Annotated in this window: 18 protein-coding genes; 7 read left to right on the top strand and 11 right to left on the bottom strand. The window is 56.0% G+C overall.

Translation table 11 applies throughout. The features are described 5' to 3' along the window. Positions 1 to 71 precede the first annotated feature (71 nt). Together NOV72_RS10405 and NOV72_RS10400 are read right to left on the bottom strand one after the other, a co-directional pair. Positions 72 to 1,925, bottom strand: coding sequence for an NAD-binding protein (locus NOV72_RS10405; protein ID WP_106854502.1), 1,854 nt, complete (start codon positions 1,923 to 1,925; stop codon positions 72 to 74). Positions 1,926 to 1,982: 57 nt separating this feature from the next. Further along, positions 1,983 to 3,350: an MFS transporter gene (locus tag NOV72_RS10400; RefSeq protein ID WP_216858873.1), complete on the bottom strand. Its 1,368-nt coding sequence runs from the start codon at positions 3,348 to 3,350 to the stop codon at positions 1,983 to 1,985. Between the two features lie 545 nt (positions 3,351 to 3,895). Here NOV72_RS10400 and NOV72_RS10395 point away from each other — a divergent pair. Further along, positions 3,896 to 5,221 carry an NAD-binding protein gene (locus NOV72_RS10395; RefSeq protein WP_106854500.1) on the top strand — a complete coding sequence of 442 codons (1,326 nt, stop codon included), beginning with the start codon at positions 3,896 to 3,898 and terminating at the stop codon, positions 5,219 to 5,221. 115 nt (positions 5,222 to 5,336) lie between these two features. Next, positions 5,337 to 6,311 (top strand): Bug family tripartite tricarboxylate transporter substrate binding protein, encoded by a 975-nt coding sequence (locus NOV72_RS10390; RefSeq protein WP_106854499.1) that lies wholly within the window; start codon positions 5,337 to 5,339, stop codon positions 6,309 to 6,311. Positions 6,312 to 6,527: 216 nt separating this feature from the next. Here NOV72_RS10390 and NOV72_RS10385 read toward each other — a convergent pair whose 3' ends face one another. Continuing rightward, the gene (locus NOV72_RS10385; protein WP_106854616.1) at positions 6,528 to 6,752 is read right to left on the bottom strand and encodes a rubredoxin; all 225 of its coding nucleotides are present in this window, start codon (positions 6,750 to 6,752) and stop codon (positions 6,528 to 6,530) included. Positions 6,753 to 7,120: 368 nt separating this feature from the next. On the opposite strand from NOV72_RS10385, the gene NOV72_RS10380 reads away from it, so the two are divergent. The 3 genes from NOV72_RS10380 to NOV72_RS10370 all read left to right on the top strand — a co-directional run bounded on the left by NOV72_RS10380 (position 7,121) and on the right by NOV72_RS10370 (position 9,960). After that, complete coding sequence (locus NOV72_RS10380) at positions 7,121 to 8,290, top strand: thiolase domain-containing protein (protein WP_106854498.1); 1,170 nt, start codon at positions 7,121 to 7,123, stop codon at positions 8,288 to 8,290. A gap of 6 nt (positions 8,291 to 8,296) precedes the next feature. Continuing rightward, positions 8,297 to 8,701 carry a Zn-ribbon domain-containing OB-fold protein gene (locus NOV72_RS10375; RefSeq protein WP_106854497.1) on the top strand — a complete coding sequence of 135 codons (405 nt, stop codon included), beginning with the start codon at positions 8,297 to 8,299 and terminating at the stop codon, positions 8,699 to 8,701. A gap of 89 nt (positions 8,702 to 8,790) precedes the next feature. After that, positions 8,791 to 9,960 (top strand): lactonase family protein, encoded by a 1,170-nt coding sequence (locus NOV72_RS10370; protein ID WP_106854496.1) that lies wholly within the window; start codon positions 8,791 to 8,793, stop codon positions 9,958 to 9,960. A gap of 39 nt (positions 9,961 to 9,999) precedes the next feature. Here the strand turns inward: NOV72_RS10370 and NOV72_RS10365 are convergent, their stop codons facing one another. Continuing rightward, positions 10,000 to 10,836 (bottom strand): SDR family NAD(P)-dependent oxidoreductase, encoded by an 837-nt coding sequence (locus tag NOV72_RS10365; protein WP_106854495.1) that lies wholly within the window; start codon positions 10,834 to 10,836, stop codon positions 10,000 to 10,002. Between the two features lie 295 nt (positions 10,837 to 11,131). Here NOV72_RS10365 and NOV72_RS10360 point away from each other — a divergent pair, with 295 nt between their 5' ends. Then, positions 11,132 to 12,250 carry a CapA family protein gene (locus NOV72_RS10360; protein ID WP_106854494.1) on the top strand — a complete coding sequence of 373 codons (1,119 nt, stop codon included), beginning with the start codon at positions 11,132 to 11,134 and terminating at the stop codon, positions 12,248 to 12,250. 42 nt (positions 12,251 to 12,292) lie between these two features. Further along, positions 12,293 to 13,069, top strand: a complete 777-nt coding sequence (locus NOV72_RS10355; RefSeq protein ID WP_106854493.1) for an SDR family oxidoreductase — start codon at positions 12,293 to 12,295, stop codon at positions 13,067 to 13,069. 23 nt (positions 13,070 to 13,092) lie between these two features. Here NOV72_RS10355 and NOV72_RS10350 read toward each other — a convergent pair whose 3' ends face one another. The 7 genes from NOV72_RS10350 to NOV72_RS10320 all read right to left on the bottom strand — a co-directional run bounded on the left by NOV72_RS10350 (position 13,093) and on the right by NOV72_RS10320 (position 21,352). After that, the gene (locus NOV72_RS10350) at positions 13,093 to 13,854 is read right to left on the bottom strand and encodes an IclR family transcriptional regulator (RefSeq protein WP_106854492.1); all 762 of its coding nucleotides are present in this window, start codon (positions 13,852 to 13,854) and stop codon (positions 13,093 to 13,095) included. Positions 13,855 to 14,385: 531 nt separating this feature from the next. Continuing rightward, positions 14,386 to 15,948, bottom strand: coding sequence for a tripartite tricarboxylate transporter permease (locus NOV72_RS10345; protein WP_106854491.1), 1,563 nt, complete (start codon positions 15,946 to 15,948; stop codon positions 14,386 to 14,388). Continuing rightward, positions 15,945 to 16,412 carry a tripartite tricarboxylate transporter TctB family protein gene (locus NOV72_RS10340; RefSeq protein ID WP_106854490.1) on the bottom strand — a complete coding sequence of 156 codons (468 nt, stop codon included), beginning with the start codon at positions 16,410 to 16,412 and terminating at the stop codon, positions 15,945 to 15,947. Before NOV72_RS10340 ends, NOV72_RS10345 begins: the two co-directional genes overlap by 4 nt. 55 nt (positions 16,413 to 16,467) lie before the next feature. After that, positions 16,468 to 16,761: a hypothetical protein gene (locus NOV72_RS10335; protein WP_146149979.1), complete on the bottom strand. Its 294-nt coding sequence runs from the start codon at positions 16,759 to 16,761 to the stop codon at positions 16,468 to 16,470. Between the two features lie 118 nt (positions 16,762 to 16,879). Then, positions 16,880 to 18,046, bottom strand: a complete 1,167-nt coding sequence (gene tcuB, locus NOV72_RS10330) for a tricarballylate utilization 4Fe-4S protein TcuB (RefSeq protein WP_106854615.1) — start codon at positions 18,044 to 18,046, stop codon at positions 16,880 to 16,882. Next, positions 18,033 to 19,442, bottom strand: a complete 1,410-nt coding sequence (gene tcuA / locus NOV72_RS10325; protein WP_106854614.1) for an FAD-dependent tricarballylate dehydrogenase TcuA — start codon at positions 19,440 to 19,442, stop codon at positions 18,033 to 18,035. Before tcuA ends, tcuB begins: the two co-directional genes overlap by 14 nt. Positions 19,443 to 20,557: 1,115 nt before the next feature. Next, positions 20,558 to 21,352, bottom strand: coding sequence for an enoyl-CoA hydratase/isomerase family protein (locus tag NOV72_RS10320; RefSeq protein ID WP_106854488.1), 795 nt, complete (start codon positions 21,350 to 21,352; stop codon positions 20,558 to 20,560). Positions 21,353 to 21,358: the final 6 nt, after the last annotated feature.

The following is a 21,358-nucleotide window of genomic DNA, read 5'->3' as shown; positions in this document are numbered from 1 at the left end:
GGCCGGCAGAAGCTTCGCCTCGCCGCCCCCGGCACTTCGACGACTAGAGATACTCGCTGACAAAAACGTTTCTACGCGGCCTGCTGTGCGCGATCGACGTTTTCGACCTTGACTTGCGCCCAGGACTCGTACTGCTTTGCGATAGAACTCACGTCTTCAGGCGAATGTCCGCCACTGCACACGAGGCCATAGACTCCCAAGACCTTGTCGAAAATCCACGTTGTAACACCCAGTTGACGCGCCGCATCCGTTGCCATAGTCAGGTGGCGCCTAGCCTGTGCGAGGGTCAACCCATAGTCAAAGCGGCGAGTCGCTACCTGCTCTGGGAGGATCCGAGCGCTCGCGGCGTTTCTTCCGGTCTCGATGCCCATAATCGTTCTCATCTGCAACGGAGTCAGTCCAGCCTTGGCCCCTGCGACGAATGCCTCGGACGTAACGACAAGAAGTGTCGCAAACAACGACGCGTGAATCATGTGCATCAACTGGGCGTCCCCTGGCCGCTCCGAGATCACAAACACTCGACGACTCAACGCGGCCAGTAGTGGCACTACTGCGTCGATGGCAGCGGCCGCGCCGCCGACGATGATTACCCCTTGGCCCGATCGACGTTCGTGGGACGGTCCAGTGTGCAAGCCATCAACGCATTTGAGGCCGAGCTCTCGTGTCTGCTGGTGAAAACGAGTGGATTCGGCTATGGACATCGTTCGAGTGTTGATGACAACCCCGCCTTCGCCGGCTGCTTGGCGAATGCGCTTCACAAGAAGGGACTGTTCGTCACTTTCCTTCACGCCGATCAAGACGCACGTCCCGAAAGATCGAGCTGGCACGGTCGTAGGTTGCGCCGCCCCTGCCTCACCGTGCGGTATCTCGACTTTAAATCCCTGCTCACGCAATCGGAGAGAAATAGGCTCAGCCTCGGATTCGTCACATATAAGAATGTGGGGAACGAAGGTTGCGCCCACCGAAACCGCCCGCTCGCAAGAGATGGCCTCTCCGCGGCTCGCCACCTCGACCCCAGACCACGGCTCAAGATAGGTAATAAGCGAAGTTCCGTCGCGGTCCGCTCCCCCCTGCATTGCTGCATACTTCCAGACTTGCTGCACGGTTTGTGCAACCCACATCGGAACCCCGCGATTTTGGGCCTCTTCGACCGTCAGTGAGATGTCCTTGGCCGTAATGGCCATGCGAGCTCCGAAATCGAACTTGCGCGGCAGCACCGACCGTCCGAACTTATTTCGGGTCGCGCTGCTGCTTGCGTCGCCTGAATTTATGATTTCAAGCATCCGTTGAGGGTTTAGTCCGCCCTTGACGCCCAGAATGAACGCTTCGCAGGCGGACGCCATGCCGGTGGCCGACAGCGAGTTATTGAGAAGTTTGAGCGTCTGAGCCTTTCCGGTCTCCTCACCTAGATACAGCACCTCCAGGCTTGCCAGGTCTCGCATGATGGGAGCAACACGTTCGAACGCGCGCTCGGGCCCAGAACACATGATTCCGAGTTTGCCATTCCCCGCCGTTGTCACGTTGCCTGTAATAGGAGAGTCAAGCAGGTCGATTTCGAAGGACTTGAGATCCGCTGCGAGGTCTTGAGCGAATCGTGCCCCGGTCGTCGAGAAATCAACCAGGATACGTGCGGCGCCGCCTTTCGAAACACCTTCTTCTCCAAAAACGACTTCCTTGATGGCCGGCAGTGATGGCAAGCAAGTCAACACGATTGCGGCGCGATCAGCAATCGCTTTGGCTGACGTCATCGATTGCGCACCTCGCTCGACAGCCGAAGCGACGGCCGATGCGTTGGTGTCGTACACGAGCAACGAGTACCCGAGCGTCGCAAGATGACGCACCATTGGGGCGCCCATCGCCCCAAGGCCGATAAATCCGATCGGCTCAGAGATAACGTGGTTTGCAGGAGCGGTTGGTTCAGTCATTGTTAAACTCGAGAGGACAAGATTCAATTATCTCTTGGACAGCGCCAAGCCTTTCTGCTACACGGACTCATCACGCCGTTCCCTCAGCTTGGAAGCCGGAACCCCCAACACAATGATGAAGCCACCGGCAAGTGCGATTGCTGCAATGGTGTATAGCCCGATGGCGATGCTATGAGTATTGGTCATCAGCCAGCCCAGCCAGGTCGGTGTCAGCAGTGAACCTGCCTGTCCCAAGCTGCTCATCAACGCGATGCCAGCCGCAACAGATGCTGCCGGGAAATACGCCGGGGGAATCGTCCAGAACATTGTGCTACCCGCGTAATATGCGATTGCCAGCAGCGAAAGGCAGCCGATTGTCAAGACCGGGCTGTGGACCACACTCGGAAGCAGGACGAGCCCCACTGCCCCAATAGATATCGAGAACAGGTAATGCCAGCGGCGCTCGACGCGGTGGTCGGAGTGTCGGGCAATGACAATCATCCCAATCGCACCGATAACGGACGGGATCGCAGAAAGTAGAGATAGGTGCAGGATGTTGGTGACACCTGCTCGATGAATGATAGTGGGCGTCCAGTAATTCATAACGATGCCCAGCATTGGCGTAACCAACGATGCGAGCACGACCACATAGACGCGTGGGTCGCGAAGAACCGCGACCAGTCCAGAATGAGCAGGCTTGCCTTTGAATGCGCGATCCGCTTGGATGTTATCCAAGATAATCTTGCGCTCCGCGTCCGTCAGCCATTTTGCCTGATCGGGTTTATCATCGAGATAAAAGTAAGCGAAGACCCCGAGCAGGACTGCGGGTATCCCTTCAAGCAAGAACAGCCATTGCCAGTTACGAAGTCCGCCAACGTCGACGAACGTGTTGAGGATCCAACCGGCCAAGGGTCCTCCAATCATTCCTGATACCGCAATTGCGAGCAAGAAGCGCGACGTGATGCGTGCGCGACGAGCGGACGGAAACCAATAGGTGAGATAGAGCAATAGACCAGGGTAGAAGCCGGCTTCGGCAGCTCCAAGCGCAATTCGGGCGATGTAGAACTGCGTGCTCGTCTGTATGAACATCATCAAGCAAGTGATGCAGCCCCACAGAAACATAATTCGCGCCATGGTGAGCCGCGCACCGGTTCGCTCCAACATCAGGTTGCTCGGAACTTCAAACAGGACATAGCCGATCGAAAATAACCCTACCCCCAATCCGTAGGCTGCGTCCGAGAGCGCGAGATCTCTCGACAGCGGAATCTTCGCGAACCCGAGGTTCACCCGGTCAATGTAGTTAACTACCCAACAAAGAAATAAGAACGGAACAAGTCTCAGGGTGACCTTCCGATACGCTGCCTTCACCTCCTTGTCAGTCGCCGATGCCTCAGCAGGCTGATCACCGCTCCAACCCTGTACAGGGGGCTGTACTGATTGCTCCATGGTCTGCTCCATCCCGCCAGTTATCGTGCGTACTGGTCTGTGTTCACAAGGGTGTTCTCATTTGACACGAAAGGCAAAGGGCCCGTGCCTGGCTGTCCACTGCGTTGAACAGCATGCAGAGGGCGAGCGTACGGATGCCTTCGGTCAACGCTCGGTCTGGAAGATTGTCGAATGCCGCATGGTGGGTCGTCTCCTAAGTTTTGTGAATGTCAACTTCGCGTTCGCCACATCTGAACAAACAAAGGGTTAACCCCTGTCCTATACAACGGTTGGCGCCGCCACGAAATCTTGCATCAACTTTATATCCGGGGCGCTTCTACGTCAATATAAATGGAATCCGTTCCATTCAACGAAACCGTAAGCGCGACGACGTCAGACTGCCGTCTTTCATTTTTGGTTTCATTGTATGGAATCGATACTGATGAGTAGAATGCGTGCTACGATGCTTCGCATACACCCGAAACACTTCAGCCGGCGTTTGATCTCGGCCCACGAAGGCGGGTTCTGTAGAAAAGATAGGCAAACGACTAGGGAGGCGACGCAAGATGAAGATTGGTTACATCGGACTGGGAGCGCTAGGCGGTCAACTGGCACGTCGATTTTTATCAGCGCACGAGCTCTGCGTGTGGGATTTGAATGCGAACGCTGCAACGGCATTCGCTGAGGCGGGCGCGAAGGTCGCTCCGTCGGCGGCCGCGCTCGCCTCTGAGAGCGACGTGATCCTTCTTTGCCTTCCACGAAGCTCCGATGTAAGAGAACTGATTTTCGGGCCTGGCGGTTTAGGCGAAGGACTTTCGGCCGGAAAAGTTGTTATCGATCAGACCAGCGGTGTTCCCGAGGAGACTCGAGAAATTGCAGAGCTTCTTGCTCGTCAAGACGTTGGCATGATCGATGCCGCTGTATCGGCTTCTCCATCCATTGTTGCCAGCGGTGGCGCAACACTCATGGTTTCGGGCCCCGACGATGTAGTTGAGAAGGCGCTTCCAGCGCTTCGAACCATCACTGAAACAATCTTCCGCTGCGGCACTCGCGTTGGCGACGGACAAGCCATGAAGATGGTCAACAATGCGATGAACGCGGCCTGTCGCCTTGGCACTTTGGAGATCGCCGCTCTGGGAGTGAAGGCCGGCCTTTCGCTCGCATACCTGAGTGAATTTTTGAACCGGGAACCTGCTCGCAATCAAACGACATTGAAGATGCTTCCGGCTCTGGTCGAAGGAAAGGAGTCGACCAACTTTGCCCTCTCCCTGATGCTGAAGGATGTCAATCAGGCGGTGTCACTTGGCATGACTCGCTCAGTGCCGATGCCCATCATGAACATTACCCGCGGACTGCTGCAGATTGGTTTGAACACCATTGGCGATCGCGCACGTTTGGAAGACATGGTTGGTCTCGTCGAGTCTATGGCAGCGACCAAGCTGGCCGCGGCTAAGGAGACGACAAAGCCTGACCTTGCAGGTTCGACGGACCCCCTGCCAGCAATTGAGGATGTTCTGATCAACAGTCTTGAATGTCTCGGGCGAACTGTGACCTACGAATGCGTATCCGCCGGGCTGAAGTACGGGCTCAAGCTCGATGACATAGCGCTGGTTGTGAATAAAGGCTCGGGTTGGAGCGACGCTTCGCGAACGCTTCTTCCGGCGCTTGCGTCTGGCAAGTCAGAATCTGGGGCTGCCATAGATTCTTACCTCGGTCATCTCAAGGCATGTTCCTCCCTGGCCAACCGAGTGGGCGCGCCCACGCTGATACCGAATGTGGTCCTCGCGATCTTCGAACAGGCAAAAAATCAGCTTGGAGGCTCCTCCAGCGTTGAGCAACTCGCTCGCATGTATGAGGACACGGCCGGAGTCAAGATGCGGCGACAAGAGTGACGCCTCGGCAAGCCAACGTTAGAGACACCGATCTCGAGCATCGGCCTTTTCTGGTAATTTCGAACTGACCGGTGCCGGGATTTGAGAAACATTTTCCTCTCAAGAGTCGCCTTCAATGTCAAAGCTTCTGGTCAACCTTGCGCACGTCTTTTGCATTTCGCTTATTTCAACGAGCCAGGTGCACGCTGAAGATTCATTTCCTTCACACCCTGTCCGGATCATTGTGAACACCGGTCCGGGCGGCCTGCTCGATGTAACGACACGTCTGATTGCCCAGCAAATGAGTCTCAGCCTTAAACAGTCCGTCATCGTCGAAAATCGGGCCGGCGGCGATGGTCTGGTAGGCATCAACGTCGTCAAGGAGGTTCGGCCCGACGGATACACCCTGTTAGCATCCGCGGGCACTATGGTTTATCAGCAATCGGTGCGACAGGATCCGGGCTACAACCTCTTGAGCGACTTCACCGGAATCGGGTTCATCGGCAGATCGCCCCTACTTCTCGAAGTCTCTACCAGCGAACCAGAGAAAGCCCTTTCAGACTTCATAAGCCGCGCGAAAGCGAATCCAGGCAAGCTTTCGTATGCTTCGGCTGGCATCGGAACCGGGACACATCTAGGGGCGGCACTCTATCTTCAGAAGGCCGGGTTGCAACTTCTGCACGTCCCTTACAAGGGCAACGGACCAGCGATGCCTGACGTGATGAGCGGTCGTGTGAATATGATCTTCGAAGCTTACAGCAGCAGTAAGGGCTATCTGGACGGAGGTAAGCTTCGAGCCCTCGGAGTTACGTCAAACTCAAGGCTCAAGGCGCTACCGAATGTTCCAACCTTGGCTGAGCAAGGAGCTCCCGGGTATAGTTTCTACACCTGGATGGGCCTTGTCGCACCCGTCGGAACCCCGAAAGACGCGGTTCAACGTCTTTCAGAGGCACTGCGCGACTCGATAAACAATAATTCGCTTCGAGAGCGATTGGCTAGTCAAGGCATTGAGACGTCTCCCATGACGCCCCCGGAGTTTAATAAGTACCTTAGGAATGAAGTGTCAGAAGTGAGCCGAGTCGTTACCAATCTCGGAATACAAAAACAATAACGCGGAACATTGTTAGGGCGCGTAACGCGCGCTGTTCCGTGCCTCTAAGAATCGCGAGAACCAAGGGGACCTGCGCCGAGCTGCCCGCTATGCTCGGCGCGGGTGATTATAAAAGATCCTCGAGACAAGGAAGCATGCGGAGATCTCGCGTTCTTGCGGCCCGAGTCAGACGCTCGATTCCAAATAACGAAGTATCGGCGCAAGCTCCCTCGTACATCAAACCTCCACCATTTCAAAATCACTCTTTCCCACCGAGCATTCCGGGCACAGCCAGTCGGCGGGCACATCTTCCCAACGCGTGCCAGCAGGGATACCGTCCTCGGGAATACCCTCGGCCTCGTCGTAAATGAAACCGCAAAGGACACACTGCCACACCTTAAAGTCCGACTGAACCGGCGCAGCCGCCGAGACATCGTCAAGTTCGTTCAATTTCGCGTTCATATTTTCCTCAACAACCGGCACCACTAGCCGGTATAAAACGTCGCCAGCCGAAAACGCGCCCTGCGACTCAGAGTCGATTAAAAAGCTGCACGGGCAGATCGTCGCCCACGAGACAACGAGCCCGAGAAGGCTTTCACCGAAACCGTGCTAAAGCCGGCCGCCCCGAGCACATCAACCACCACCCCTCTGTCTCCTCCCAATTTAGCGTTAGCCTGCCCCACACCACCAATGGTATCATTGGTTTTACTGAACAGCACCGGTTTCATCCATCGAAACTTGACGGAGGTGCAAGTGGTTCATGACCAGGCCCCAGGCCCTAGGCGCGTGCTGGGAGTCGCGACTTCACCTGTTGAAGAGGAGTTGAGCGTATGACTGTAAAAGGCAAGGCTTACATCGTTGGGGCCTATGAGCATCCACTACGTAAAGCACCCAATCACTCTGTGGCGCAATTGCATGCCGAGGTAGCAAAAGGTGCGATAGAAGATGCCGGTTTGACCAAAGATGATATCGACGGCTTCTTTTGCGCCGGCGACGCACCAGGAGCCAACGCGTGGTCCCTGGCGAATTATCTGAATCTCAATCAACTGAAGCATATCGATTCGACGGACATGGGAGGGTGCTCCTACTTGATCCACGTTGCTCATGCCGCGGAGGCGATTGCCGCCGGGAAGTGCAACGTCGCGCTCATCACGCTCGCGGGCCGGCCAAATTCCGAGGGAATCTCCGGAACGCAGGTACGCGTTCGTGGCGTGAACCTGCCTGACGCGCCCTACGAGCTTCCGTACAGCCCCGTGACGTTGAACCTATATGCAATGGCTGCGATGCGTCATATGCATGAGTACGGCACGACTAGCGAGCAACTTGCGTGGGTCAAGGTTGCGGCTTCACACCACGCGCAATACAACCCTCAAGCAATGTTACAGTCCGTCGTAACGGTCGACGAGGTCCTGGCGTCGCCGATGATTTCCGATCCCTTGCACCGTCTCGACTCCTGCGTTGTAAGCGACGGTGGCGGGGCGATTATCGTCGCGCGCCCCGAAATCGCTAAAAGCCTGAACCGTCCGAAGATTAAGCTTTTAGGCTGCGGTGAATCAACGAAACACCAGATGGGCGGGAAGATTGACCTGACGTACACAGGTGCAGCATGGACGGGTCCGCGTGCTTTCGAAGAGGCAGGCGTGTCGCCATCTGACATCCAGTATGCGTCGATCTACGACAGCTTCACCATCACTGTAATTCTCCAACTCGAAGACCTCGGTTTCTGCAAAAAGGGGGAAGGCGGCAAATTCGTCGCCAACGGTAACTTGATCTCCGGTTCAGGGAGGCTCCCTTTCAACACCGATGGCGGTGGTCTCTGTAACAACCACCCATCGAACAGGGGCGGTATGACAAAAATCATCGAAGCAGTGCGGCAACTGCGCGGAGAAGCTCACGCCAAGGTGCAGGTTCCTGATTGCGCGCTGGCGCTTGCTACCAGTATCGGCGGCGCTATTGGTCATCGCCATGGAGCAGCCACCATTATCTTGGAACGGGAGTGAGAAGAGATGACTGCACAGAATCCTGAAAGAAAGATTGGCGACCCCGCGATGAATCCGGGCGACGAGCCATATTTCGCGGCCGCAAAGGAAGGCCGGCTATTGATCAAACGCTGCAACTCCTGCGGGCAGCCGCATCACTATCCCCGCCAACTGTGTCCATTCTGCTGGAGTTCGGATGTAGTCTGGAGCGATGCAAGCGGCGATGGAGAAATCTACACCTACAGCGTGACTCGACGGGGAGCAGGAGCACCCTATTGCATTGCGTACGTGGCGCTTGATGAGGGACCCGTGGTGATGACAAACATCGTCGACGTCGATTTAGACACGGTGAAGATCGGCCAGCGCGTAAAGGCCGTCTTCAAAACATCAGCGAATGGCACGTCAATCCCGATGTTCACTCCGTCTTCGTAAGAATGTTTCTGCGCACGCCAGCCGTGACGGTCCCCTGCTGAGACCGACAGCTGACAAACAACTGAGCGATCCACACTCTTGGAGGAGACATGACAGGGAAGGTGTTCTTGTATAGCGCCGTCGACAACGTCCTGACCCAATACCAGGTCGACGTTGCTTCGGGCGTTCTGGAGAGAAGGTGCAGCATCCAGGTCCCTGCGAAAATTCAGTATGCGTGGCCACATCCGTCGCGACAGTACCTCTACGTTACGACCAGCAACGGTGGCCCCAGGGTCAAGTCGGACTACAACCACGTCAGTGCGTTCGCCATCGGGCCAGACGGAGCCCTGACGCAGCACGGCAATCCGCAGCCACTCGACCGGCGCGCGGTCCACATGTGCGTCGACCCGACCGGACAGTTCATCTTGAACGCGCACAATCATCCGATGAGCGGCATAACCGTTCATAGCATCAATGCGGACGGGACTATTGGCAAAGCAGTTGAGCAACCGCACTCTCTCGACTATGGAATCTATCCTCACCAGGTGATGACATTTCCATCCGGAGATGCGGCACTCATTGTCGACCGAGGGAACAAACCACAGAGCGACAAGCCCGAGGACCCCGGCGCTCTTCGCTCGTTCAAAATGCGCAATGGTGTGCTTGATGTCGGAAACGTCGCTGCGCCATGGGGGGGGTATGGGTTCGGGCCACGGCATGTCGACTTCCACCCATCCAAACCGTGGCTTTACGCGTCTGACGAGCGTATGAACCGTCTGTATATGTTCCGCATCATTGACGGTCGTATAGAACAAGAACCAGCTTATACACGAGAGACGCTCGCAGACTCCAAAAGCGTCGCTGCGCGGCAAATTGCCGGCCCGATCCACGTTCATCCGTCCGGTCGATACGTTTATGTCGCCAATCGAGCCGACCACACAATCGAAAGAGATGGCCAAAAGGTCTTTGCGGGCGGAGAAAACAACATTGCGGTGTATGTGCTTGATCAAGATACCGGCGAACCTCAACTCATGCAACATGCCGACACGCATTCCTTTCACGTCCGGACCTTCGCGTGTGACCCAAGCGGCTCGTTGCTCGTGACAGCGAGCATCAAGGCTCTCTCCGTCGAGGTTGGTACAGGACTTAAAGAGGTCCCTGCAGCCCTGAGCGTTTTCCGGATTGGTGCAGATGGAAGTCTCGACTTCATGCAGAAGTACGATGTCGAGACTTCCGGGAATGAACTCCAATATTGGATGGGAATTGTCTCAGCGAAGTAAGGCTTTGTGCCGTATTCGCCACAAGGCGAATACGGCAACTCAGATTCGATTCAGAATGCGGCCGCCGTCGACAAGAAGCGAAACGCCAGTGACGAAATCCGCTTCGTCAGAAGCAAGGTAGAGCGCAGCGTTCGCAACATCCCAAGCGCTGCCCTGACGCCCGAGCGGTACTTTGGCATCGCGGTCCGCCAACACCTGCTCGCGTGACTGGCTCCATTCACGAACCCGTGCCTCAACCGCCATCGGTGTCGCAATCAACCCCGGCAGCACGCAGTTGGCGCGAATCCCAAACGGCGCATTTTGCAGCGCGAGTTGTTCTGTAAACGCGATCACCCCCGCTTTGCTGGCCTTGTACGCCACGTAAGGGTATTTCCCAGGTCCTGCGGCGGATGACACGTTGACAATCGAGCCCGAGCGCTGCGCACGCATGATCGCGACGGCGTGTTTGCAAGCGAACACCGTTCCTCGCAGATTAATTCGGCATATGTTGTCGAACTTGTCTTCGGTGATGTCCATTAAATCAGCGTCACCGCCGCCCAAGCTGACCCCGACGTTGTTGTGGAGTACGTCCAGCGAGCCCCACCGCTCTTTTGCGCCGTAGATGGCTTGGACAAGTTCGTTCTCACGAGTCACGTCCGCGCCGAACGCAACGGCCTCAAAACCTTCGGCCCGGATCATCTCGGCTGTTTCCTCAGCTGACTCGATCGACCGGTCGACGGCCACCACGCGCGCCCCTTCCCGCGCGAAGCGAACGGCTGCCGCCCTGCCGTTGCCGATCCCTTCCCCAGGCGCCTGTCCTGCCCCAATGACCACCGCGACTTTCCCTTCCAGTCGAGCCCTACTCGTCCATCCTTGCCCGCGATCACTTCTATCCATGTCTGTCCTCGCTATGTCTCGTATATGCAGCCGGTTGCGCTTCCCAAGCCTCCTCGATCCACAAGATAGACTCGTGGACCGGCAAGAAAATGCTATCATGGGTTTCTATAATCAGCACGCATTTCATTGACCGGAACTGAAAGAATCGATCTCGCTTGAGAGCGCCCTCTTGAAGCCCTGAGGGCATGATCTTTCATGGTGGAACAATTTCGACTGAAAGAAGAGGATTTCTCGGAAAGACTCGACGTCGAACGGGTCAGAAGGTTTCAGCGGACCGAACATCAAAGGAGGCGCAATGTCAGACACTTCAACCGTAGTTATTGCTGGAGATTGTGGACCCACCCATGGGCCTGCTGAGGGATACCCGATTGAGGGCTACACTGAGCTGGTCCAGCCGGTTCTGGAGAAGGCGAACTTCCGGTTCGTCAACTGTATGCGGACCTATTCGACTCGCGGGGTCAAGTCTGACCATGCACCGCAGGTATGTCAGCCCGTAGAAATGTCGAAGCTCTTCACCGGAGGGCTGTTCGACGCTGTGACAATGTCCAACAACCATAGCTATGACGCTGGACCTGACGCTCTTGTGGATACGAGAGACCTGCTCATGGAAAGCGGCGTCCAGGTTACGGGCGCAGGACGTAATCTCGCGGAGGCGCGCCAGCCCGCGATTGTCGAGCGCAACGGCGTGAGGGTCGGTTACCTGGGCTACACCTCGGTAGGAGCGGCAGGCAGCGACGCCGGACCTCAGAAGCCCGGCGTGACAAATGTGCGGGTCAAGACGACCTATGAAACGCGCGGGCCGCATCAACCTGTGCGCGTGCACACCGAACCTAATGCTGACGACCTACGGCGACTCATTGAGGACGTCACCGCCTTACGCTCTCAGGCTGATGTAGTCATCCTGGCCTTCCACTCTGGCGTAATCCGCCTACCACGGGTGATCTCCGACTACCAAGTCACCGTGGCGCATGCGGCGATCGACGCAGGTGCCGATATGGTCGTGTGCCACGCACCCCATATTCCGAAGGCTATCGAGGTTTACAAGGGAAAGGTAGTCTTCTACAGCTTGGGTGTTTTCGCCATGACGAAGTCCTTTGCTGCTCCTTCGTGGACCAATGAGCCGGCTTGGGCGCACGGTGCAGTCAGGAACCATACCGACCTAGACCCTACCTACCCCCTCATGCCTTACGGGAAGGACTGCACTCTTGGTCTGCTGGCAAAGGCAGAAGTTTCAAAGAACGGGATTGGCCGAGTTTCATTTCTGCCGATGACCTTCGATGAGCGCTATCGCCCCCAAGTGTTGCTGCGCGATGACAAGCGTTTTGACGACTTCGTCGCATACATGGAATGGGTCTCCGAAGACATGCCACACCGCTTCGAAGTGGTCGGAGACGAAGTGCTCATCACCGGCTAAGCGTGCGAACGCTGAAAAACGTACACCTGAGGCAAGCTGATTATGGATTTGGGAATACGCGGCAAAACAGCATTGGTCACCGCCTCGAGCGGGGGAATGGGTCGAAACATTGCACATGCGCTAGCCGCCGAGGGGGTCAATCTGGCGCTTTTCGCGCGCTCTGCGGACAAGCTGCAGGCAATAGCGCAGGAAATTGAGGCACAGCATGGCGTCCGAGCGCTCGCGATTCGGGGCAGCATGCTCTCTCGCAGTGATGTCGACAACCTTGTGCGAAGGCTGCAAACCGAATTTTCAGGCGTGGACATCGCCGTCCTCAACACTGGTCGGCCACCAAACCCCATCCGCGCCACGGTCGAAGAGACCGAAGAGGAACGATGGACCGAGGCGTATCAAAGCCAGCTGTGGGGGACGATCCAGGTGGTGAGTCAGCTTACGCCGCAGATGATGACGAGGGGTTGGGGGCGAATCATCGCCGTCACCTCTGCGTCTGTAAAGGCGCCAATGCCGCACCACAGTCTCTCGACCGTCTTCAGGGCGGGCGTGACAGCCTATATGAAGCACTTGGCCAACGAAGTGGGAACGAAAGGCATCACGGTCAACTGCGTGGCGCCCGCACTGATCGAAACGCCTCACCGCGCGGGTTCCGCAGCGTACACTCCAGAACAGGCCGCAGCACGAAAGAAGCTTACGCCACTGGGGCGCATGGGAACTCAGCAAGAACTTACGGGGGTGGTCACTTTTCTCGCGTCGATGCAAGCAGGTTTCATCACCGGTGCAACGGTGCCGGTGGATGGTGGGATGGTTAGCTCATTGTTCTAAGTCAGAAACGAATACGTGGACGCTCAGGGCTCGTCAATCGGCACAGACAGTTCGGCCTGCCCCCCGAATTGCCGCGAGATGCTCGCCGCGGCGTCCACAACCAGCTTCACAAACTCCTTCTCATGCATCTGCATTCGAACCGTAGGCGCGCCTACGGACAGGCAATAATGCACCTCTTCATTGACATCCGTGATTGGGGCGGAGATCGCCGAAATTCCCATCAGTCGTTCCCCATGCGACACAGCAAACCCAGCTTCGCGAACCCGCTCAAGCTCCGCAAGGAGCTCAGCTTTAGTTTGCTTTGACGCCTTACCCACGCTCGCAAGTAACGGAGTGAGCTCAGCCTTCGGCATATAAGCCATCAGCACCTTTGACCCAGAGCCAGCCTGCAGCGGGATCTGCTCGCCTGCTTGAACGACCGCCCTCAATGGCGCCATAACAGTCGATATCGATTCGATACAGATTCGGTTACGTCCGGACACTGTATGCAGCGAGACCGTCTCTTTCGTCTTCTCTGCAAGATCAGTCATGAACGGTCGCGCAATCTCGCGGATACCGAGCGTACTTTTCACAAGGCCTGCGAGGCGCGTAAACCGGAACGAAAGACAGTACTGCTGGTCCTCCAATCGCACGAGGTAACCTGCCTGCTCCAAGCTCTGGACGATACGAAACGTCGTCGACTTCGGCAGCTCAATGCGGTCAGAGATCTGCTGGAGCGATAGACTGCTTCGTTCAGTGCTGAAACTCTCGAAAACCGCCAAAATCCGTTCCACCGAGCGCATCATAGGATGAAGTTCCGTTCGAATGTTTCTGTGATGCCGTATGGTACAACAGCACAGGTGGCTCCGCGATACAGAGCCACGTCCAACGACGCTTTCTCCAAAAAAATTCCTCCCACATTGCATATGAGAGGCGCATAAAAGCCCACTATTAACCTCGTACGAAGTGGACTAATTGGTGAAGAATCGTCTGGCAACTGGAGCGGCGTTTCTGAACGGTAGACCGCACGGAGTTGGGACAACGATCTAAGCCTTCACAAGAGTCAGAGTGCGCTGGTACCACATTGAGGCTCGCGCCCACCCTCTGAATTACAGAGGTAAATGATCCACATCTACTTCGTCGATGATCCCCATACCGCTGGCATCGCAACTCCCATTACTAGTACTTAGACGTTGCTCAAAAAAAAGAGGGCGCCTCCCCCATGACACGGTCGGCGCCCCACCCCTGAGAGGACTTTTTCGCGGTCGCGCGCTTGACTCTACGTTACAGAGAACGAACGGCGGCCATCGCTTCTAATTGAAATTCCGAAGCTTAGACTAGTCCTCGGCTACAACAGTATTTGACAGAGACGGGGCCTGTTTGTCGGCGTCCGCCAGCGGACCCTTCTTCTTTCTTGCACCGCGCCATGCGAAGTACGCTTGACCAACGATAAGCAGCATACAGGCAGACATGAACGCCGCGCTGATGGGTCGCTCAATGAAGATCCCCATATCGCCTCTTGAAAGCAGCAGCGCACGTCGAAAGTTCTCTTCGACCATTGGGCCAAGTACGTACCCCAACAAGATCGTCGCAACTGGGAATTTGAGTGCTAACAGTATGGCTCCGATGATACCGAAAACGAGGACCTCGGCAACTTCGAACAGGCTATTGTTCGTGCTATAGACCCCGATCGCAATAAAGAACAACGCCGACGGATACATCAGCCGGTACGGAACCTGAAGCAGCTTCACCCAGATTCCAATCAGCGGCACGTTCAAGATCAGGAGAAGCACGTTTCCGATCCAGAAGCTGGCAATCAGTCCCCAGAACAGATCCGCATGTTCAGTGATGAGTTGCGGACCCGGCTGGTACCCTTGAATCAGCAACGCCCCAAGGAGCAATGCCATCACGGCGTCGCCGGGAATACCAAGGGTCATCGTTGGAATGAAGTCAACCTGCGTTTTTGCGTGCGTGGACGCTTCGGGACTCGCCACCCCTTCGATTGCGCCTTGCCCGAACCGATTAGGATCCTTCGCCACTTTTCTCTCTAAAGCATACGCAATGAACGTTGTGATGGTCGGCCCCGTGCCTGGCATCGCGCCGAACAAGGTACCAACGCACGTTCCGCGTACCATAGGCCAAAACGCCTGCTTCAATTCCTTGACCGATGGCCGCATATCGCGAAAACGAACTTTGGCCTGCGTACCGATGAATGCGACTCGATTGACACTGAGCATGAAGTCGGCAACGCCGAAGAGACCCATCGCAAGAGCCACGAGTTCAATTTTGTCCGAAAGCTCTGTAAAGCCGAAGGTGAAGCGTTGGATACCAGTATTGACATCCGTACCGACAATGCCCAAAAGAAGCCCGAAGACCGTCATCGCGATTCCCTTTAGTTTTGAACCGCGTGCCATCGTCGAGCCGGCGATAAGTCCGAGCATCATGATCGAAACAATTTCGGTCGGCCCAAATTCAAAGGCGACTTTTACAAGCAATGGGGAGGCAAAGATCATGACGATAATGCCGACCGAGGCCGCAAAGAACGATGCAACCATCGTGATGCCGAGCGCCGTACCACCCTTTCCCTGCTTGGTCATCGGATACCCATCAATGCATGTCACCGCATGCGGCGGATGGGAAGGAAGGTTAAGCAAGATCGCACCAAGCGCGCCGCCATACTGCGAGCCGTAAAAGATCCCTGCCAACATCAAGAGAGCAGGCACAGCATGCATCGAGTAAGTGAGCGGCAACAACATGGCGATTGCCGACAGCGCGCCCATCCCGGGAAGCACACCAATCAGGTTGCCAACAAGCACCCCGAAGAAAGACCAAAATAGGTTCTGCGGCAACAACGCAACGCTGAAGCCGAACCACAGGTCGTGAAGTGTCTGAGCGATCATGCGAAACCCCACTTGAACAAAGGCAACTGAATTTGCAACGCCCACCAGAAGACCACAATGGCGACCCCAACTAGCGCGATGGCGAGAAGCGCAGCGGATCTCCACGTGTTCTTTCGATCACCGAGCGCTGAAATAAATACGACCGCGAAGGTCGCGACAACGAGTCCCAAATACCTTGCTAGGACAACGAATGCCATCACACCGAGGCATATGAGAAACCAGGCCTTCCACTCCGCACCGTGCTGTTCTTTCTCTTCTTCAGCAGGCGGCGAGAGACGACCCTGCACAGCGATCGCAAGTCCGACTACGGTCAGGATGGCACCAAGCGCAAATGGGAAATACCCTGGACCCATCTGGCTGAGTGAACCTAGATGTAACGACATTGAATGTATTGCTACTGCAATCCCAATGCCAAACATCAAGACGCCTCCAACGACATCCCTGTTTAGGCTTTTTCCGAACATCACGCCTCCTTTTATATATTTCTAAGCGCCGTTACGCGCCGATCGAGCTACCGTTTCACGCCTCCAGACCCAGCGAATTCTTGGATGTCTGGAAGTCCGCTAGAAAGAGCTGGTACGCGGCGATGCCGTCGAAGTGCACAACGGCATCGCACACGCTTCCGGCCGCAGCGTCGACCAAAATAGATCGGAAGGCGGTTCGGCAACGACCGAGCGTCATTGATAAGGGGCTACGGCTACGACCTCTCACGCTCGGAGCGCGCAGATGGAATTTCTTGAGGGGCATGATTTGTTTGAGGACTTCGGGTCGATTCTTGCGATGTTTTAACAACATCACTTGCCCGTAAGACACTCAGTCTCCTGTAATTGAATAATTCACACTCATTTGAATGTCGAATCTGATTAGTGGAGTGGCACTCCCAATCGATCGACGTGGCACACCTAGTTCATTAGCTAACCTACAACTTTCATCAATCTTCAACCAACAGGGTCGACGGCTTTCTCTTCTCAATTGCCCATTTCAGTAAAGCCGCCGTGCGGAAGATTCCATGTGCGAATTTTCCGTATGGAAGGGTCGCGAAAAGAGCCATGACTACCCCGAGATGAACCGCGAGTAATACGGGCATAACAGAGGTTTCCCTTAGAGCCAGGAGAATCAAACCGGTTAAAGCGGTTAACCACAGGAGAACAATGAAACCGACATCCATACTTCTTTGGCCACGGTCTCCATGGAGCGGGTGCCGCTTCAAATTAAGAACAAAGAGGCCGCTGGTTCCGGCGAGCAAGCTCATGCCGCCGAACGATCCAAGAAACACCGGAAGGCTGCTAAGTGCATATGGCGCCTCCCACCTGAAGAGATAGTGGTAGGCGGTCGCAACGCACGTCGAGGCGAGGCACAGTAAAAATCCATAGAAGGTAAAGTGATGGAAACGCCTGCGTGCGAGTGTATACGCGTCGTCCTCGTTGTTGCATCCATCTCCATGACCACCACCAAGATAGCGAAGGCTCAATACATCACCGGCGGTTTCCGACGCAGCAGACATTGACGGTGCGCCGGGATTTTCGTTTCTCCAGAACTGTCTCACTCCGATGCCCAGCGCTAGCGCTGCAAAGGCAAAGACAACGCCGAACATCAATGCCAGCAGATTGTGCGGAAAAACTGCGTAAAAATTCGCACCAGCGGCAGGCACCGATCCCGCCGTCATGTACATCCCGAGCACGAGGAAAAGCGCCAAACCACCCGCGAGCGCGGCCGACACCGTCAGCCCGTTACGCTTGTAAAGCCGTCCGAACGCGGAGGGCCACGCGTAGTCGACGTAGGTAGTCAAGCGGACTTGTGCCATCGCTTTGGGCACGTTTACTGCAAACTCGTGCGGCGGTGCGTATTGGCAGGAATGAAGGCACGCACCGCAGTTGTGGCAGAGATTGGCCAAAAAATGCACGTCAGAGCGATCGAATTCCAGCCTGCGAGTCATAGCCGGGAAAACGGCGCAAAAGCCCTCGCAGTAGCGACAAGCGTTGCAAATCTGCATGATTCTGCTTACTTCGTTCTCTTGCTCCGACAGAGCAGATCGAACGATGATTTCGTTCTTAGCGAGCGCAGATGCCTCTCGAGCCAAAGCTTCAAGCGATTGCATGGTCATGTTTCCCTTTCACGTTTCTTGCCGCGAGTGCAGCCTGAGTACCTGCGATGCGGCCAAATGCGGTGCCGATAGCCATACCGACCCCCGCCGTATATCCTTTCCCGAGGACGTTGCCCGCCATCATCTCCCCTGCTACGAAGAGATTTTCGGACGGGGTTCCGTCGAAGTAGACGGCCGCGCGGGGGTCAGTCTTCAGCCCCAGGTAGGTAAACGTGATGCCTGGGCGCAACGCGTAGGCGTAGTACGGAGGTTTGTCGAGAGGTTGTGCCCAGTGCGTTTTTGGGGGCGTTAGATTCTCGGTATGGCAGTCGTCAAGAACGGCATGGTTGAACGTCCCTACGCGACACGCCGCGTTATATGACTCGATCGTGTTCATGAACCGCGCTTCATCAATCTTCATCGCACGGGCAAGTTCAGGGAGCGCATGAGCTCGAGTGCCAGGAAAGACAGGGGGCATAAATCGCCCCACAGCCTTCGAATCGATCACTGAATATGCGATTTGCCCAGGTTGCTGAGCAACGAGGCGTCCCCAGATCGCATAGCGTTTAGGCCAAAAATCTTCGCCTTCGTCGTAGAAACGGTCTCCGTCTCGATTGAGGACGACTCCAAGCGAAACGCAATCAACTCTTGTGCAGATGCCTCCATCGTAAAGCGGCGCTCGCGCATCGATAGCCACACAATGCGATTGCGACGGATCTCCGATAGTATCGGCACCCGCGTCAATCATGAATTTGAGCAAGGTTCCCATGTTGAAGCGGGTACCCCGGATCAGGAAGTTATCTGCGATCCACTGACCGTTCACTTGCCCCCACGCGTCCCGCAGCCACTCGCGATTCGATTCAAATCCGCCAGCGGCGAGCACGCAAGTACGTGCCTCAATGCGCTCAGAGCCAATTCGAGCAGCCACGAAGCGCTCGCCATCGAGCTCGATCGAATCAACTGGCGCGTTGTAGCGAATTTGAACGCCGAGCGCTTCCGCGCTACGGTAGTAAGCGTTCACCAACGCCTTACCGCCGCCCATGAAGAAGGCGTTAGTTCGCGCGACGTGCAAGGCTCCAGACAGCGGTGGCTGGAATCGAACCCCATGTCCACGCATCCAGTCTCGACAGTTCGACGAAGCTTTGATTGCGATTCGGGCGAGTTTCTCATCGGTCAACCCACCAGTAACCTTGAGAAGGTCCTGCCAATACTCTTCTTCGGGATAAGCATCGACTAGCACGTCTTGGGGTGCGTCGTGCATGCAGCGCAGGTTACGCGTGTGTTGAGAATTCCCTCCACGCCACTCCTTTGGCGCGGCCTCAAGCACGAGAACTGAAGCACCCGCTTCTCGCGCCATCAGGGCAGCGCAAAGGGCTGCGTTGCCACCTCCAATCACAAGCACATCTATCATCGTCTCGCTCCGACTTACATTTTTTTCAGCGTAGGCCTCGGGGTTTTTGATCAAAACTAGGATCGAGGCAACACGTCTTCACAAACACGCAACTCTTACCGCGACGCACGCGAAACCTGCTTTGTTCGTACCAACAGCGAGGCTTGTTCGTTATTGACGTTTTCGCGGTTTGAATCCTTCGCTCAAGCAATGCGAAGCTCTTAAATCACGGCTGGCTCAGACACACAGACTGAACATCGGGCGCCTTGCAGATGGGGGAAGGACGCTCCACGAACCGTCGTCGTGACGGAAGAAGAAAATGACGAGGTCTCGGTCCGACTGAGTCGTCTCGACGCAAACGCCTCGAAACGGATTCGATTTCACCGGTATGGTTCGAGTGACCCGGATCCCACTTGCCGGCGCTGAGCCAAACCATTTGTGAACCAACCAGCGTAATGACTGCCCGTCCGTTTTCATCATCAACTCCTCGCCTGTTCCTCACCGTCGGCGTTAGAGGAAACTTCATCCGACGCCTCGTCCCACATCTGCAATCCAACGAATCCGGTCGAGTTCCTTTCCCGGCACCGACTCCGCCGCGACGTCTATCCTGTCGTGACTTTAGTCTACAACCAATTTCGTTGATTGGTACAAGTTTCATTCATTGGAACATGAAGCTCGTCGATTTGTTTTGGCTAGGCCGAATCAGGGCCCGAGATGTCGAATAAGCCTAGGAGGTCTGCCGCGCTACGGTTGTCAGCAAGCGTCGTGGGACTAACGCGACCTCGCTGGCGGTTACGACAATGTTGGCGGCAGATTGCACGAGGGACCGCATGCGCTGTCGGCAAGCGCTCGCGAGAGCGGGACGCGACCGGTTAGCGAGCGTTCAGCTTCGAGAGGGCGGCGATCCTCTCTCCGACCATGAACGCCTAGCTGCGCCCATAGGAAGGCCGTTTCGTATTATGAAAGCCGCGTCGAGTGTTCGAACGCGCGCCGGTTTCGCGCGACGGCGAAACGGACGAGGTGAGTCGCTCAGGTCCAGCTCCCCACGCGTACCGACGTCGAGATGAACCAGCGTCGGACACGCGGCGAGTCATCGCATGAGTCGAAATGGAGAGCGATGCGTAATGCGGGAGCGATTAGCTTCCTCGATACTTCGGCTTGCGCTTCTCCTTAAACGCGGAGATTGCTTCTCTGTAGTCGTTCGTGGATTGGATGACCGCCATGTGAGCTGCCACGGACTCGAGGCTCGTGCGCAGATCGGTACGTAGCGACTGATACATTAGCTTCTTGATGTCGCGAATCTGAATAGGCGGCCCCTCGGCCAGGCGCGTAGCGAAAGTAAGCGTTTCTTGAAAGAGATCCGCATCATTGAAGACACGATTGACGAGGCCGACCTTCAGTGCTTCGTCTGCAGAAACGAAGTCTCCCGTCCACAGCAACTCAAGCGCTCTCGCGGGCCCAACGAGTCGAGGTAAGAAGTAACAGCCGCCGTTTCCAGGAATGAGGCCGACCTTCACGTACCCCTCTGAGAATCGAGCCGAAGTCCCTGCGAAACGCATGTCGCACATTAGGGATAGGTCCATTCCCGCCCCGACCGCTGCGCCGTTGACAGCAGCAATCAAAGGCTTCTCGAATTCCTCGACAGCCAACGCTACCTGATGCGTAACCTTCTGCAAACGGAGCTTTCGATCAAGTGGCGTCAGGTCTCCAGTTGCACTTTCGGCCGCACGTCGTCCGAGATCGCCCCCGGAACAGAACGCGTCTCCAGCCCCAGTAATTACGAAACAGCCGATATCGCTATCCTCATTTGCTTCTTTTAGGGCGTTGCGAAGGACCTCCAGCATTTCCTCGCTAAGGGCGTTCTTCTTTTCGGGTCGATTCAGTCGTGCGACGAGTACACGGTCAGTTCTTTCAAGCTCGAGGTCCGCCATTTAGTC

Origin of the sequence: Caballeronia novacaledonica (assembly GCF_900258035.1) — a bacterium.
Lineage (GTDB): Bacteria > Pseudomonadota > Gammaproteobacteria > Burkholderiales > Burkholderiaceae > Caballeronia > Caballeronia novacaledonica.
This window is presented reverse-complemented; position numbering and strand designations above follow the sequence as displayed.

What these genes read in the sequence shown, in the direction of transcription:
- NOV72_RS10350 (WP_106854492.1), bottom strand. Translation starts at nt 13,854, where the DNA reads ATGATGCGCTCGGTGGAACGGATTTTGGCGGTTTTCGAGAGTTTCAGC.
- NOV72_RS10320 (WP_106854488.1), bottom strand. Translation starts at nt 21,352, where the DNA reads ATGGCGGACCTCGAGCTTGAAAGAACTGACCGTGTACTCGTCGCACGA.
- NOV72_RS10355 (WP_106854493.1), top strand. Translation starts at nt 12,293, where the DNA reads ATGGATTTGGGAATACGCGGCAAAACAGCATTGGTCACCGCCTCGAGC.
- NOV72_RS10380 (WP_106854498.1), top strand. Translation starts at nt 7,121, where the DNA reads ATGACTGTAAAAGGCAAGGCTTACATCGTTGGGGCCTATGAGCATCCA.
- NOV72_RS10365 (WP_106854495.1), bottom strand. Translation starts at nt 10,836, where the DNA reads ATGGATAGAAGTGATCGCGGGCAAGGATGGACGAGTAGGGCTCGACTG.
- NOV72_RS10390 (WP_106854499.1), top strand. Translation starts at nt 5,337, where the DNA reads ATGTCAAAGCTTCTGGTCAACCTTGCGCACGTCTTTTGCATTTCGCTT.
- tcuA (WP_106854614.1), bottom strand. Translation starts at nt 19,442, where the DNA reads ATGATAGATGTGCTTGTGATTGGAGGTGGCAACGCAGCCCTTTGCGCT.
- NOV72_RS10340 (WP_106854490.1), bottom strand. Translation starts at nt 16,412, where the DNA reads ATGTTCGGAAAAAGCCTAAACAGGGATGTCGTTGGAGGCGTCTTGATG.
- NOV72_RS10370 (WP_106854496.1), top strand. Translation starts at nt 8,791, where the DNA reads ATGACAGGGAAGGTGTTCTTGTATAGCGCCGTCGACAACGTCCTGACC.
- NOV72_RS10405 (WP_106854502.1), bottom strand. Translation starts at nt 1,925, where the DNA reads ATGACTGAACCAACCGCTCCTGCAAACCACGTTATCTCTGAGCCGATC.
- NOV72_RS10345 (WP_106854491.1), bottom strand. Translation starts at nt 15,948, where the DNA reads ATGATCGCTCAGACACTTCACGACCTGTGGTTCGGCTTCAGCGTTGCG.
- NOV72_RS10385 (WP_106854616.1), bottom strand. Translation starts at nt 6,752, where the DNA reads ATGAACGCGAAATTGAACGAACTTGACGATGTCTCGGCGGCTGCGCCG.
- NOV72_RS10395 (WP_106854500.1), top strand. Translation starts at nt 3,896, where the DNA reads ATGAAGATTGGTTACATCGGACTGGGAGCGCTAGGCGGTCAACTGGCA.
- NOV72_RS10400 (WP_216858873.1), bottom strand. Translation starts at nt 3,350, where the DNA reads ATGGAGCAATCAGTACAGCCCCCTGTACAGGGTTGGAGCGGTGATCAG.
- tcuB (WP_106854615.1), bottom strand. Translation starts at nt 18,046, where the DNA reads ATGCAATCGCTTGAAGCTTTGGCTCGAGAGGCATCTGCGCTCGCTAAG.
- NOV72_RS10375 (WP_106854497.1), top strand. Translation starts at nt 8,297, where the DNA reads ATGACTGCACAGAATCCTGAAAGAAAGATTGGCGACCCCGCGATGAAT.
- NOV72_RS10360 (WP_106854494.1), top strand. Translation starts at nt 11,132, where the DNA reads ATGTCAGACACTTCAACCGTAGTTATTGCTGGAGATTGTGGACCCACC.